At 47.9% G+C, this 13,886-nt stretch carries 13 protein-coding genes; 7 read left to right on the forward strand and 6 right to left on the reverse strand.

From position 1 onward, the window contains the following. Positions 1–186 precede the first annotated feature (186 nt). From VOA_RS09845 to VOA_RS09835, 3 genes are read left to right on the forward strand one after another with little or no spacing between them, the layout of a single operon-like run. The gene (locus tag VOA_RS09845; protein ID WP_000741597.1) at positions 187–450 is read left to right on the forward strand and encodes a hypothetical protein; all 264 of its coding nucleotides are present in this window, start codon (positions 187–189) and stop codon (positions 448–450) included. A 5-nt stretch (positions 451–455) separates the two neighbouring features. After that, positions 456–638 (forward strand): hypothetical protein, encoded by a 183-nt coding sequence (locus VOA_RS09840; protein WP_000083583.1) that lies wholly within the window; start codon positions 456–458, stop codon positions 636–638. Further along, positions 620–1,843, forward strand: coding sequence for a site-specific integrase (locus VOA_RS09835; protein WP_000157849.1), 1,224 nt, complete (start codon positions 620–622; stop codon positions 1,841–1,843). Before VOA_RS09840 ends, VOA_RS09835 begins: the two co-directional genes overlap by 19 nt. Before the next feature lie 219 nt (positions 1,844–2,062). On the opposite strand, the gene VOA_RS09830 is transcribed toward VOA_RS09835, so the two are convergent. Next, the gene (locus tag VOA_RS09830; RefSeq protein WP_000551758.1) at positions 2,063–3,367 is read right to left on the reverse strand and encodes an LlaJI family restriction endonuclease; all 1,305 of its coding nucleotides are present in this window, start codon (positions 3,365–3,367) and stop codon (positions 2,063–2,065) included. Then, entirely contained in the window at positions 3,360–4,808 is a 1,449-nt protein-coding gene (locus tag VOA_RS09825) for an AAA family ATPase (RefSeq protein ID WP_000490936.1), read from the reverse strand. The genes VOA_RS09830 and VOA_RS09825 overlap by 8 nt, the downstream gene beginning before the upstream one ends. Before the next feature lie 70 nt (positions 4,809–4,878). Here VOA_RS09825 and dcm point away from each other — a divergent pair, with 70 nt between their 5' ends. After that, positions 4,879–6,204 carry a DNA (cytosine-5-)-methyltransferase gene (gene dcm / locus VOA_RS09820; RefSeq protein ID WP_000151217.1) on the forward strand — a complete coding sequence of 442 codons (1,326 nt, stop codon included), beginning with the start codon at positions 4,879–4,881 and terminating at the stop codon, positions 6,202–6,204. Positions 6,205–6,585: 381 nt separating this feature from the next. On the opposite strand, the gene tdh is transcribed toward dcm, so the two are convergent. Both tdh and VOA_RS09810 read right to left on the reverse strand, forming a co-directional pair. Beyond that, positions 6,586–7,617 (reverse strand): L-threonine 3-dehydrogenase, encoded by a 1,032-nt coding sequence (gene tdh, locus VOA_RS09815; RefSeq protein ID WP_000692623.1) that lies wholly within the window; start codon positions 7,615–7,617, stop codon positions 6,586–6,588. Positions 7,618–7,619: 2 nt separating this feature from the next. Further along, entirely contained in the window at positions 7,620–8,813 is a 1,194-nt protein-coding gene (locus VOA_RS09810; RefSeq protein WP_000092861.1) for a glycine C-acetyltransferase, read from the reverse strand. A gap of 310 nt (positions 8,814–9,123) precedes the next feature. On the opposite strand from VOA_RS09810, the gene VOA_RS09805 reads away from it, so the two are divergent. The 3 genes from VOA_RS09805 (at position 9,124) to gloA2 (ending at position 11,854) form a co-directional block, all read left to right on the forward strand. Next, positions 9,124–10,392: an O-acetylhomoserine aminocarboxypropyltransferase/cysteine synthase family protein gene (locus VOA_RS09805; RefSeq protein ID WP_000651105.1), complete on the forward strand. Its 1,269-nt coding sequence runs from the start codon at positions 9,124–9,126 to the stop codon at positions 10,390–10,392. 146 nt (positions 10,393–10,538) lie between these two features. Further along, the gene (locus tag VOA_RS09800; protein ID WP_000926308.1) at positions 10,539–11,477 is read left to right on the forward strand and encodes a LysR family transcriptional regulator; all 939 of its coding nucleotides are present in this window, start codon (positions 10,539–10,541) and stop codon (positions 11,475–11,477) included. After that, a complete protein-coding gene (gloA2, locus tag VOA_RS09795; protein ID WP_000919369.1) occupies positions 11,471–11,854 on the forward strand; it encodes an SMU1112c/YaeR family gloxylase I-like metalloprotein in 384 nt (127 codons plus the stop codon). The genes VOA_RS09800 and gloA2 overlap by 7 nt, the downstream gene beginning before the upstream one ends. A 77-nt stretch (positions 11,855–11,931) precedes the next feature. Here gloA2 and VOA_RS09790 read toward each other — a convergent pair whose 3' ends face one another. Together VOA_RS09790 and VOA_RS09785 are read right to left on the reverse strand one after the other, a co-directional pair. Beyond that, positions 11,932–13,344, reverse strand: coding sequence for a PepSY-associated TM helix domain-containing protein (locus VOA_RS09790; RefSeq protein ID WP_000109033.1), 1,413 nt, complete (start codon positions 13,342–13,344; stop codon positions 11,932–11,934). 111 nt (positions 13,345–13,455) lie between these two features. After that, positions 13,456–13,803 (reverse strand): hypothetical protein, encoded by a 348-nt coding sequence (locus VOA_RS09785; protein ID WP_001069525.1) that lies wholly within the window; start codon positions 13,801–13,803, stop codon positions 13,456–13,458. Positions 13,804–13,886: the final 83 nt, after the last annotated feature.

Consider the following 13,886-nt stretch of genomic DNA (forward strand, 5'->3'; position numbering starts at 1 on the left):
CCTTTCTACTACTCCATAAGCCAAATCTTAGAAATGTTTGACCTAACACATTAAAGTTAGTTTTCTTACATTAACACTTGCAATATCGAGGTTAGATAACTAACATAAAATATAAGTTATCTAATCATAGCTATTCCAATAGCGCGTGATTCCTGATTCACAATCACTTATTGCGAGGAAATATCCATGGCGGCAACCATTGATACTCAATACGGAACAGTAACCACTTCACCACCTTACTTTAGTCAAAGATTACATCGTTCAGTAATCGCGCTAACACTTTATCCCACTGACGATAGCTGGGGGCTAAGCCGAGAATGCCCAGCAGAAATCACGATTACACCTTCATTTCTCAACATGTTTGCCAATGATGCCGCACCACTCGCTAAAAAGCTTGGCGCGATGCACTCCATCAAAAAGGTTGGTGAACAAGATGGCATCGAGAGGTAGGCAATATGAGTCAATCACAAATTTCCATCATCACTCTTAAAAAAGCTGCAGAAGTGATTGGCCTAAGCACTAAAACGCTGAGGCATAAAGCACGCGAAGGATTTTATCCATCAACAATCGTGAAAAAAATTTGCGGTACTTGGATGGTTGATATTGAGGAATGGAACAAATGGCATCGAATGCAGTAACCGACAATCTCCCATCAGGCGTAGAAATCCGCGGCAATTCTCTGAGAATTTCATTTTATTACATGGGCAAACGTCGTAGAGAATCATTAGGCTTACCTCCAACAAAACAAAACATAAATTTTGCTAAACAGAAGCGGGAAGCAATTCAATATGAAATCAAGATCGGTACTTTCAATTATGCCGCCCACTTTCCCGAGTCAAAACACGCATCAGGCGTACCGAGGGCAAAGAGTCTATTGCAACTTACTAAGCAATTCCTTGCCTCTAAAGATCACGATATCCGCCGCTCTACGTTGCAAAGATATGATTGGGTATTAAGAGATTTTATTGAAATTTATGGAAAAACAAGAAGTAGTGACACTCTTTCACCGCGCACTTTGACGGAGTTTCGCCAAGAGCTCGTTAAAGGGAAAACAGGTCGCACCATTAACCGAAATCTGGTGACAATCAACGCCTTCCTTGCTTGGCTCTATAAAATGGAATACATCAGTCGCGATTTATCCAAGGTTTTGCAAAGAGTCAAAGAAAGCGAAGTCGATATTCAGCCCTTTTCGATGGCGGAGATCGACAGCATTTTGAAACACTGCCACCAACTGCAGCACCGCAATATCGTGACCTTGCTTGTCTATAGTGGCATACGCAGTGGCGAGCTTTGTGCGCTCGCATGGGAGGATGTGGATTTTGAGAATAAAACGATCCATATCCGCCGTTCGACTTATGATATGCGCGGATTAAAAACCACCAAAACAGACAAAGAGCGGTTTGTTGACTTACTGCCACCCGCTTTAGATGCTTTAAAAGCTCAACAATATTTAACCTACTCGTTAGAGCCTAAAGAGTACGATGTCGAATTACCCGGTCAGGCCTACAGAAAAGAGTCTTTGCGTTTTGTGTTTAATCCCAAAGTCGTTAGGGAACAGAAGGTCAGTGGCTATGACTATTATGGCAAACGTGCACTAGGCCGAATGTGGACGGCACTTTGTAAAAAAGGAGGTGTCCGTTACCGTAACCAGTATCAACTTCGACATACCTACGCTAGTTGGATGATCACTCACGCTAACGTCAACGTGAGTTACTTGGCACAACAAATGGGCCACGCTGATATCACCATGGTCGCAAGGGTCTACGGTAAATGGCTGATTGAGTCGAACAAGAAAGAATCCGAACGGGTATGGCAAGAGCTAGAAAAAGTGAGGAATCAATAACCGCCGATTAGGCGGTTTTTTGATCCTATCGAATGGTCTATTGAAACTGTACATGACCAGATAAGTGGGTATGACAACAAACTTTTGCCCCCAAAATGCTTAGACCAAATACTCTGAAAATTTAGTGAGCGTGCATTTGCCCGATTAAATCTTGGTCATCAGCTTGGAAAGCTGAGGTAATAGTCGTTATGCGATCAAGAAGCCATCTATATACGGAAGTCACTCCAAATGGCCTTGGCAATCAGAGTACCACGTCTCAGAAATGTTCAGAATGGAATCACGGAGGTTTTGCATCTTTCCATAAGAGACATACGCTTTCATCAGATCAGTAGGATCACAGTAGTGACAGTTAACGACCGGATAGCCCGAAGTATGTTGCAGCGTTTTCTGCTGATGCTGCCCCCTTTCACCCACATGTGCCGATGTTAGGTAACTGACGGAGCCTGGAAATACAAAGTGAGTCGTCACCTCTGCATCCTTATTGGTCACCGATTTTACCGCTTTCTGATAGAAAAACTGTTTCACCAAATCCGGCCAGCCCGGCGCATCTTTAGGCGCTGACGCCGTATAGTACTTCGCATCAACCACAGCATAACGGGTACCGTCATCATTGCGGAGCACGGTGTCCGTCCGCTGCCCCTTTTCCGCCACTTCATGGAAAAGCCCATCTTTGAAGTAGTAAGGCACCGGTAGCCTGCTGTTGAAATTCCGTTCACCCGATAGCACATTGTCCAGCATCACCTCCCAAACACTGTGGAAATGACGGGTACCGATGATGAGTGAATCCTCATCGCAGCCCTGGGAACTGTCGATATAACGCTTCAGTGAATTGATAAGCGTAATGTCACGTTCAGAGTAGCTGAGAGACAATTCCCTGTTGAGATACGCGAGCTGCGCCTCTCTGCCCCCAGTTGGCGACTGCATTTTCTCAAGGTTTTCGTCGGAAAGAACGGTTTCACCGTAAAGCAGAATACCGAACTTTTCCCTGATATCCCTGATCACTGCAGCGTGTATTCTTGCGGTTTCACAGTCGGAAACGTAGCGTGTTCTCGAAGACTCCAGTTCAAAATAAATCGGTGCCGTCGCAGCCGGAAACGGGGTATGACGGGCGAAGGTCCGTGGCCAGTTGGTTTTTCCCTGATTAATGGTGCGATGCCGGCACCGGCGGACATATAGCCCGTTGGCCTGATAGTCATCAAAGAGGGTGACGGCAAGCGAGAGCAAACTTCCTCCGATCAGAGAATCCCCCCCAGTACCCAGAATACCAGTTGGCCGGCCAGCGTAATAACGGTTCAGGGTGCGCAGAAGCAAGTGTGCGGAAAGCGCAGGTTTTACCGAAACATCGCTGTTTGCCGGCAGAAATACCGCCGTCCCACCACACCAAAAAAAGAAACCACAGAACCGCACTCTGTGGTGATCGGGTGCAATGATCCCCTGCTGACGCATTGCTTCCACCAAGGTGCCCGTCGGCTCATTCAGCCAAGACAGATAGGAGCGGTCAGTGAAATAGTAAAGATTATGCATCTTCACCGTTTTCCTCTGGCTCCTCAGTTTCATCCACTGCCTTACCCTGCTTGTAAACAGCGGCATCCACATCGCCCCTGAATACCGGAACCTTGCCGGCCAGAAAGGTGTCATGAAGCTCACCGAATGTTCTGATATTTTCGGCAAAAATAGTATCCCTGCCTCGGTGACGGAGCACATCATCCCACAGGTAAACGAATAACTTTCCGCATAAGGCATCCTTTGCAGAAGCCTCATCAGACAATTCAGTTTTACTTAGGAAGAAAGGACCAAGCAGACGGTCTTCAGGAACATTCAGCTCTTTGAGATAGTAATTGATCACTTTATCGGCAAAATCACGCCAGGTAATATCTACCTCCCCCTGTGATGTCATCAGTCGGAACGTCTGATTGCTGACGTCTTGGTTGCTGAAATCAATTTTGTTATAGCGGAATGACCAGCGGCGTTTGAAAGCCGTATCCAGCGGCATCACCGCCTGATCGCTACTGTTCATGGTGGCCAGTAGAGAAAGGTTGGAAGGAATAGAGAGTTTATCTACTGCAGCAATACCCTTAGCAGCTAGCGAGGCGTTAATGTAGGCCAGCATATCAGGGTCAGCCGCATCGATATCATACTTGCTGGCACCGTCTTTGCGATCCAGAAGCTGGAACAGCTCACCGAATACGGCTGCAGCCGGCGCTCGATTGATCTCCTCGATGATCAGATAGACATGCTGATCCGCATGGGTCAGCGCTTCAATCAGCGCTAGTGTGAAAGGACCTGGGCGAAACTGATAGGTGATGTTGCCACCGTTCATCACCGGTTTCAGCGCACCGACAAAATCAGAATGCTGGGTATCAGGGTGGAAAACAGTGACTACCTTTCTGGCTCCGGCAGTCAGTTCATCAATTGTGTGGCTCTTGCCGGTACCGGGTGCGCCGTAGTAGATTTCATTACGGCCTTGAACAGTTGATAAAGTTCCCACCGTAGAACTTCTTCGTCCAGACAGTCCTGCCAAATAAATTTCGTTATCAGGAAGCTGGCTTTCCAGATAAGATTTTGCCCTTTCTACATTCCCAGGAGATAAATCCATTTCCTTGTATTTATAACGATGTTGCAGGCCGTTGGCGATAATAATCACCTTATTGATCAATTCAAATAGTGGAAGGGTCTGAACTGTTGATAAAGCATTAACCACATCATTCGAAATAGTGTCGGAAAACAAATCTCTCCAATTCTTTTCAACGTACTGCGCGTTCGAAACATATTCTGAATGATTATCAATAATGTCTTGCAATACCTCAATAAGCTGACAAAGCGTAATAGAGAAGTACTTTGTATCGCCCCGACGACCTGTATTTGAGAATACGAATGTGGGAGCAACGTTACTGTAGCTAACACCCATTTCGCCTGATAACCCATTGCATTGATCGATAAATTGATCGATAGCTCCGCTAAACATCACTGCTCCATTGCATGTTCATAAACACAGTGCTAACATCCCGGGATAAAAACCGGATAAGTGAGCCTGTATGACAATTGAAATTCTAGATAATGCACAATATATCAAAAACCTACGACAAAAGCTCGGGCTCGGTGCCTCAGAAATGGCAAATTTACTGGGAATGAACGCCTCTGGAGAGCGCACCATCCGCGGCTGGGAAAACGGCGAACACACACCGACTCCAGCCAAGATGAAAGCGGTCATGGCTCTGGAAGCATCCCTTCAGAAGCACTTTGAAAACGCGCCGTTCAAACAAAATCCGGTTGAAGACTCCGAGTTTACGTTTATCGATCTTTTCGCCGGTATCGGCGGGATCAGGCTCCCTTTTCAGAAACTGAACGGACACTGTGTTTTTACTTCTGAATGGGACAAGTTCGCCCAGAAAACCTATCTGGCCAACTACGGTGAAATGCCGAGCGGCGATATCACCCAGATCAGCGCAAAAGACATTAAAGACCACGATATTCTTCTTGGCGGTTTTCCGTGCCAAGCCTTTTCACAGGCTGGCCTGAAGCAGGGTTTCAGTGATACACGCGGTACCATGTTCTTTGAGATCCAGAGAATACTGACTGAGAAAAAACCTAAAGCGTTCCTGCTGGAAAACGTCAAGCAGCTTCAGGGCCATGACAAAGGGCGCACTCTGAAAACCATTACCAACATACTGCGTGGGGAACATGACCAAGAAATTCCTGAAGACATCCCGATGAGTGAGGAGTCGCGCCACGCGCTGTCTGAAAAGCTCAACTACTGGGTGAGCTACAAGGTACTCAGAGCGGCTGATTTCGGCGTACCACAAAACCGCGAACGTATTTTCATCGTTGGTTTTGACAAAAATTACTTCCGCGGTGTGAATTTTGATTCGCTGTTTTCATGGCCGGAAGCGCCTAAAACGCCAACCCGTGTAGGTGACATTCTGGAGCCACAGCATGTGTTGGATGAAGAAAAGCAAGCGCTTGGTAAGGACAGGTACACAATTTCAGACAAACTCTGGGACGGCCATAAAAAGCGCAAGGAAGAGCATAAAATCAAAGGTAACGGCTTTGGTTATTCACTTTTCAATGCGGACAGCGAATATACCAACACTATCAGTGCACGTTATTACAAAGACGGCTCAGAAATCCTAATTGACCAAGAACATCTGGGCAAGAATCCACGTAAGCTGACACCAAGAGAGTGCGCCAACCTGCAGGGATTTCCGGAGAAATTTATCATTGATGCAGTTTCACAGGGGCAGATTTACAAGCAATTCGGGAACTCGGTCTGCGTGAAAGTCATCGAAGCGGTGGCAGAAAAAATGGTTTCAACACTCAAGGCTGCTGAAAAAATCAAAACTTCGCAGGTAAAAGCCGCATAATGTGAAAAATTGGATTTTACGTAGTAGCACTTTGTACGAAGCTAAACTAATCCAACCCTTTCAGCTAGCGCCATTTTAACCATAGCGCTAGTTGTCCTTAACTCACGCCGCTATACAAAAAATAATTTATAAATTGCCAATTTAAGTTGGTATTCTAAATGATTTATGTCCAATTATTACATAGAACTTCTTCGCCTCTACGTGTTGCGATGATGGGACCAAAACAAACTGAACGTGGTCCCATTACAAAGTGAGATGGGACCAAAATGGGACCAAAGCGAGGGCTAAATCGGGTCATATTTTCCACTTTACTGTTTATAAAAACAGTGTTAGCCAAAAACAAAGCGCCCCTTACGGAGCGCTCTGTGGAGAGATTTTCGGTTACTGCCAATCGAGGATAACTTTGCCGGAAGCCCCGCTGCGCATGATGTCGAAGCCTTTTTGGAAGTCATCCACTTTGAAGTGGTGAGTGATAATTGGGCTGATATCAAGACCCGATTGGATCAGGCTCGCCATCTTATACCAAGTTTCAAACATCTCGCGGCCGTAGATGCCTTTGATCACCAGACCTTTGAAGATCACTTGGTTCCAATCAATCGCCATAGATGATGGTGGAATACCTAACAGAGCGATGCGGCCACCGTGGTTCATGGTTTTTAGCATGGCGCTAAACGCACTTGGTACGCCAGACATCTCTAGGCCCACATCAAAGCCTTCGGTCATGCCGAGCTCTTTCATCACCTCTTCTAGGTTTTGCTCCGCAACGTTCACAGCGCGAGTTACACCCATTTTACGAGCCAAATCAAGGCGGTATTCGTTCACATCGGTGATCACCACATGGCGTGCACCTACGTGTTTTGCAACCGCAGCGGCCATAATGCCGATTGGGCCAGCACCGGTGATCAGCACATCTTCACCCACTAAGTCGAAAGAAAGCGCGGTATGCACTGCGTTACCAAACGGGTCGAAGATAGACGCCAGATCATCTGAAATACCATCCGGGATCTTGAATGCGTTAAAGGCGGGGATCACCAAATATTCAGAGAAACAACCGGTGCGGTTTACGCCCACACCAATGGTGTTGCGGCACAGGTGCGTGCGGCCGCCACGGCAGTTACGGCAGTGGCCACAAGTGATGTGACCTTCACCAGAAACGCGATCACCAATTTGGAAACCACGCACTTCTTGGCCAATGCCAACCACTTCACCCACATATTCATGGCCGACTACCATAGGCACTGGAATGGTTTTTTGTGACCACTCATCCCAGTTATAAATGTGTACGTCCGTACCACAAATTGCGGTTTTCTTAATTTTGATCAGCAGGTCGTTGTGGCCAAGCTCAGGCATGTCCACTTCGTTCATCCAGATGCCCTGCTCTGGTTTCAGTTTTGAAAGTGCTTTGATTTTCATAATTAAATGAGTCCCATATCACGCCCGACTTCAATGAAGGCGTCGATGGCTTTGTCCAGTTGTTCACGGCTGTGTGCGGCTGACATTTGCGTACGAATGCGCGCTTGTCCCTTTGGTACAACCGGGAATGAGAAACCAATAACGTAAATGCCTTTGGCCAGTGCGCGTTCCGCAAATTCTGCAGCCACTTTGGCATCGCCTAGCATGATTGGAATGATGGCGTGGTCAGCGCCCCCCATGGTGAAACCCGCCGCTTCCATACGAGTACGGAAGTGCGCTGCGTTTTCCCATAGGCGCTCACGCAGATCACCGCTCTCTTGTAGCAAATCCAACACGCGCAAAGATGCCGCAACAATCGAAGGTGCAACCGAGTTAGAAAACAGATATGGACGTGAACGTTGACGCAGCCAATCAATCACTTCTTTCTTACCAGAGGTATAACCGCCGGATGCACCGCCCATGGCTTTGCCCAGCGTACCGGTGATGATGTCGATGCGGTCAATCACATCGTGGTATTCATGTGTACCGCGACCATTCGCGCCCATGAAGCCGACCGCGTGAGAATCATCCACCATCACTAAGGCGTTGTATTTATCTGCCAAGTCACAGATGGCAGGCAAGTTAGCCACTACGCCGTCCATTGAGAACACGCCATCAGTCACGATCAGCTTGTGGCGAGCACCGGCAGCATCTGCCGCGATAAGTTGCTCTTCTAGCTCTTGCATGTTGTTATTTGAATAGCGAAAACGCATCGCTTTACACAGGCGCACACCATCAATGATTGAAGCGTGGTTTAGCGCATCAGAAATGATCGCATCTTCTTTATCAAGCAGGGTTTCAAACAGACCTGCGTTGGCGTCAAAGCACGAAGTATAAAGAATGGTGTCTTCTTTACCTAAGAATTGAGAGAGCTTCTGTTCTAGCTGTTTATGGATATCTTGCGTACCACAGATAAAACGCACCGAAGCCATACCAAAGCCGTGGCTGTCCATCCCCTGTTTCGCCGCTTCAATCAACACAGGGTGATTGGCTAAGCCAAGGTAGTTGTTGGCGCAGAAATTCAGAACTTGTTCACCCGTAGAAATTTCGACCGCCGCTTGTTGCTGCGAGGTGATCACACGTTCGGATTTATAAAGCCCTTCAGCTTTCACTTCCTCAAGCTGAGTACGGAGTTGCTGATAAAAAGCAGAAGACATTGCGTGTTCCTTCTTGTTTTTGTTTTGTGGGTAACAGGATTTATACCTAAGATACTTAGCGGCAATGCTTCAAGTCGCAAGGGTATATTTACACTGTAAAAACCTTTTCCTTAGTGTAATCCAAGCTCACGCAAGCGATTATCTGCGGTAACGGAAAAGCATTCATGAATCTCAGGCACAGATACACTTTTCTAGCCAATCTTATTGAGGATTCGTTGTGTCATGCATCTCGTGTTGAATCGCGAACGCTTGATTTATGAGCATGAAACTTCAAAGATGTCTTATTAACAATCCAGTCAAAGGACAGACGATGAAAGACGAAACACTGGCTATCCATTTTGGTTACACCACCGACCCGACCACCAAATCGGTGGCAACTCCGATTTACCAAACGGTCGCTTACGAATTTGATAACGCACAACACGGCGCAGACCTATTCAACTTAGCGGTGCCGGGCAACATTTATACGCGGATCATGAACCCAACCAATGACGTGTTGGAAAAGCGCATGGCCGCCCTCGAAGGCGGAATTGGCGCGTTGGTCGTGAGTGCGGGCAGCGCCGCTATCAACTACGCGATTCTTACGTTGGCGCAAGCAGGCGATAATATTGTTTCCACCCCGCAACTGTATGGCGGCACCTACACCCTATTTGCGCATATGTTGCCAAGCCAAGGGATTGAAGTGCGCTTCGCCAAGGACGATCGCCCCGAGAGTTTGATTGAGCTTATCGATGACAAGACCAAAGCGGTATACTGCGAAAGCATTGGCAACCCAGCGGGCAACATTATTGATTTACAAAGCCTCGCGAATTTAGCCCACGCCAAAGGTGTGCCGGTGATGGTCGATAACACGGTCGCCAGCCCTGCATTGTGTAAACCCATTCACTTTGGGGCAGATATCGTTGTCCATTCGCTGACCAAATATTGTGGCGGACACGGCACCACGTTGGGCGGCGTGATTGTCGATTCAGGCAAATTCCCGTGGGCGCAACACAAAGAGCGCTTCCCCGTATTTAATCAACCAGAACCGTCTTATCACGGTGTGGTGTACACCGAAGCCTTTGGCGATGCCGCCTTTATTGGCCGCGCGCGTACGGTGCCGCTGCGCAATACTGGCTCTGCCCTCTCACCCATGAACGCCTTCATGATCCTACAAGGTTTGGAAACGCTGCCACTGCGTATGGAGCGCCACACCGAAAACGCGCTGAAAGTTGCGCAGTACCTAAAACAGCATCCAAAAGTCAGTTGGGTAAGCTATGCCGGATTAGAAGACTCGCCGTATTACGCGCTAGCGCAAAAATACATGGGCGGTAAACCTTCGGCGATTTTGTCCTTTGGTTTGAAAGACGGTTATGAAGCAGGCGTGCGTTTTTACGATGCGCTGCAAATCTTCAAACGCTTGGTCAATATTGGAGACGCTAAATCGCTGGCTTGCCACCCTGCGTCTACCACTCACCGTCAAATGAGTGAGGAAGAGCAATTCAAAGCGGGCGTGAAACCGGAGATGATCCGCCTTTCAGTCGGCATTGAACACATCGATGACATTCTGGCTGACTTAGAACAAGCATTGAACGCTTAAGCAATGCTTACCTTGTCCCGTCTATATCTAGATCTAGGCGGGATACTGTTCTTGTCCGACACCCCCTCACTTTAGTTTCACCAAATTGCATTTAGCCGATGATTCTGCGACAGTGACGCCACTTGTTGGCCGACTTATCGACACTTATGCTACTTCCCAAATTGATTGCCCTACTGCCCGACCTCGCCACTTTTATTGTGGTGGTCAATGAAGGCAGTTTTACCGCTGCGGCCAGCAAACTTGGCGTTACCCCTTCCGCGCTCAGTAAGCTGATTACTCGCCTCGAGCAAGCCTTGTCGGTCAAGCTGTTTGAACGCACGACGCGCAAACTCATCATTACTCAAGCGGGGCAAAAGGTGTATGACCAAAGCTTATTGATGGTCAATGCCGCGCAGCAAGCCATTGAAATCTCTAGCTCAGAACATGCCGAGCCGACTGGCGCGCTGACGGTTGCTGCACCAGAGGCGTTTTTAAATTCCGTATTGCAGCCGTTTGTGGTGCCCTTTCTTGCCCAATATCCGCATATTCAGCTCAAGCTGCGTGCGGCGGATGGTGACATTGATCTGTTCAAACACAATATTGATGTCGCCTTTCGCCTCACCGATAAACCGGATGAGAACCTCGTGCTGCGTGAGCTGTGCAAAACCAATTTGGTGCTGTGTGCCAGTCCTGAATATTTGGCGCAGCGCGGCACGCCGACTCACCCCACCGATTTAGCCGAGCATGATTGCCTCTACCTCGCGGAAACCGATAAAGATCATATCTGGACGTTTGCCAAAGGCGATGAAACGCACACCGTAGCAGTGAGTGGCCGTTATGCGGTGAACCAATCGCAACTGCGTTTAACTGGGGTGAAAAATCACCTCGGCATCGGCATTTTCCATGATTTTGTGGTGCAAGATGCGCTGGCGGCTGGCAAGGTGGTACAAGTGCTGCAAGAGTGGAATATTAAGAGCAATTATCACGGCGCGATTGCGATGCAGTACGCGCAGACCAAATACATGCCTACTCGATTGCGAGTGTTTATTGATTTTGTGCTCGAACACCTCAGTCCCAAGCTCAATGGTCAGGAGTCCATATGCTAAAACGCATTCATCATGCTGCGATCATTTGCTCGGATTACCCACGCTCAAAAGCGTTTTATACAGAAATTTTAGGCTTGCGCGTATTGGCCGAAAACTACCGCGCAGCACGAGATTCTTACAAGCTAGATTTAGCCCTGCCCGATGATTCGCAAATTGAGTTGTTCTCTTTTCCCAACGCACCTGAACGGCCAAGTTTTCCGGAAGCACAAGGGCTGCGCCATTTGGCGTTTGTGGTGGATGATGTGGCTGAAATAAAAGCTCAGTTAGAGCAACAAGGCGTGAGTGTGGAGCCGATCCGCATTGATGAATACACAGGCAAAGCCTACACCTTTTTTGCTGATCCGGATGGGTTGCCACTTGAGTTGTATCAGGCTTAAACAAGATTGCCTCGTACTCATGTGAGCGAAAAAGGCCAGATAAAATCTGGCCTCTATTTTCTTTCCTACTTTTGCGCTTAACTGAAAGCAATTTTCAACTTAGTGATACGGCTCACCAGTAACCCATCAAGCAGCAAAGCCAACACAATCGTCGCTCCCGCCAATGGGAATGCCACGCCAATCACCAGTAGCGTAGCTAAGCCAGCTTTCCAGATCCCATCTTGTTCAAAACGTGGCGGAACACCTAACCGAGCTTGACCAGTTGGGCGGCGCAGCCACCACATCACCACACCCGTGATAGAGATAAGAATGAAAGCGAGGCAAAACAGCACGTTGGCTATTTTGTTCCATACACTCAGATCGCCTTGGTGTAGCGAAATCCCCGCCGCCATTGCTTTGGCAAATGGCGAATAATCTTGCCAAGTGACCTCGGTGAGTAACGCACCAGAATATTGGTCAAAATGCGCGGTGCGATCATCACGTGGATCGACAATATCACCCGCCATGGTATTGGCAGAAACGGTATACACGCCCGTTTCCCCACGCGGAAAAGCAACGCGGTACTGCGTAAAACCGAGCGCCTTGGCCTGAGCGATCACTTGATCGATACCGAATTGAGGATTAACCGCAACCATTTCATGCTCACCCCCATGATGATGCGATTGTGGTACTGGTGTTTGCTCTAAGTTCCAAGGCATCTCTTTTTCTGAGCCGTGGTTTAAGTCCGCATGCGTCAGTACTGATTGTGGCTTTTCTCCCCAAGTGTAGTAAGTCGGGAACGTATTCCATGCCTGCACCAATTTTCCGCCCCAAATGCCCGCCCAAGAAAGACCGGAAATCAGGAAAAACAGCAAAACTAAGGACAGCATGCCACCTAAATTGGCGTGTAGATCACGCCAGAACAATCGCGCCCCACTGCCCACTCGGATTTTGAGAAACCCCGCTTTACGCGCATTATCCAGCGGCAACCATAAGTAGATACCACTCACCAGTAAAATCATCCCCAAGCTCGCCGCGACTTCAATCAAATAGTCGCCCCAATCGCCAATCAATAAGGTACCGTGAATGCTGTTCGCCCATTCATACCAGCTTTCGCTACGATCAATGGTGCCCAGAACCACAGCGCTATACGGATTAACCGTGACAAATTGGGTTGAACCATCGCTAAACAGTACAGAAAAACGGTTAGCTAAATTCGGCTGAGGCGCAGGAATAAACTGGGTAACTTGCGCTTCTGGATACGCCTTTTGTACTGCCGCAAGCTGCTGAGAAACAGGCATGACCTGCGCTTGTGGTGTAACGTTTAATACCTCGGCATAGCGAGCTTGTTCAATTTCATCATCAAACAACATGACTAAGCCCGTCAGCGCCAACATCAACATAAAAGGCACCACAAACAGGCCCGCATAAAAATGCCAACGCCAAGTGAGAAAATAGAGGGTTTTACGACGCGCAGCCGCCGTCGGTTGAGGTGTAGTAACGGTACTCAACGTATTTCTTCCTTTTTTAAACGCAAATTATCCCTTTGGTCGAGAAACCAAATGGGATATGAGCGTGTGACTTTACTAAATAGATTTATTGTTATTGGGGAGTGAATTCAGTTAAGCCAAAGGCGGAGCACGCGGGACAGCACTTTCAAAACGGACACTTAGAGCCAAAAAAGTGTAACCATCTACTTGCGCCGTCGTTTGTCGAATTGGAAGTCGTGTGGTTGGAAGTTCGGTGTGATGAAAGTTGGAGAAATGGGCAAACGGACACGGTTTACTGTGTTGAGTTTGCGGTTTGCCATCTTCAATTTTAACCAGTTCAAAACCATTGATGGTACAGAGTGTTGCCCAAACACCCGCCGCATTACCGTGCGCATTCAGCACAGGCATGAGCGAAACCAGCAGCCAGCTAAGCAGGCTGAGTTTCAGCATCAAACGGTGAAAAGTACGTTGCGGGTTCATAACAACACTCTTTATGGATTGGGCACTACTATAACCATTAGTGATAACCATAACAGTGGGACATGCCTAAGTTTTTAACAAAA

The sequence above is a fragment of the Vibrio sp. RC586 genome (assembly GCF_000176715.1).
GTDB lineage: Bacteria > Pseudomonadota > Gammaproteobacteria > Enterobacterales > Vibrionaceae > Vibrio.

Excerpts from the sequence above, each read along its gene's own strand:
- VOA_RS09845 (WP_000741597.1), top strand. The coding sequence starts at position 187 with ATGGCGGCAACCATTGATACTCAATACGGAACAGTAACCACTTCACCA.
- VOA_RS09840 (WP_000083583.1), top strand. The coding sequence starts at position 456 with ATGAGTCAATCACAAATTTCCATCATCACTCTTAAAAAAGCTGCAGAA.
- VOA_RS09835 (WP_000157849.1), top strand. The coding sequence starts at position 620 with ATGGCATCGAATGCAGTAACCGACAATCTCCCATCAGGCGTAGAAATC.
- VOA_RS09830 (WP_000551758.1), bottom strand. The coding sequence starts at position 3,367 with ATGCATAATCTTTACTATTTCACTGACCGCTCCTATCTGTCTTGGCTG.
- VOA_RS09825 (WP_000490936.1), bottom strand. The coding sequence starts at position 4,808 with ATGTTTAGCGGAGCTATCGATCAATTTATCGATCAATGCAATGGGTTA.
- dcm (WP_000151217.1), top strand. The coding sequence starts at position 4,879 with ATGACAATTGAAATTCTAGATAATGCACAATATATCAAAAACCTACGA.
- tdh (WP_000692623.1), bottom strand. The coding sequence starts at position 7,617 with ATGAAAATCAAAGCACTTTCAAAACTGAAACCAGAGCAGGGCATCTGG.
- VOA_RS09810 (WP_000092861.1), bottom strand. The coding sequence starts at position 8,813 with ATGTCTTCTGCTTTTTATCAGCAACTCCGTACTCAGCTTGAGGAAGTG.
- VOA_RS09805 (WP_000651105.1), top strand. The coding sequence starts at position 9,124 with ATGAAAGACGAAACACTGGCTATCCATTTTGGTTACACCACCGACCCG.
- VOA_RS09800 (WP_000926308.1), top strand. The coding sequence starts at position 10,539 with ATGCTACTTCCCAAATTGATTGCCCTACTGCCCGACCTCGCCACTTTT.
- gloA2 (WP_000919369.1), top strand. The coding sequence starts at position 11,471 with ATGCTAAAACGCATTCATCATGCTGCGATCATTTGCTCGGATTACCCA.
- VOA_RS09785 (WP_001069525.1), bottom strand. The coding sequence starts at position 13,803 with ATGAACCCGCAACGTACTTTTCACCGTTTGATGCTGAAACTCAGCCTG.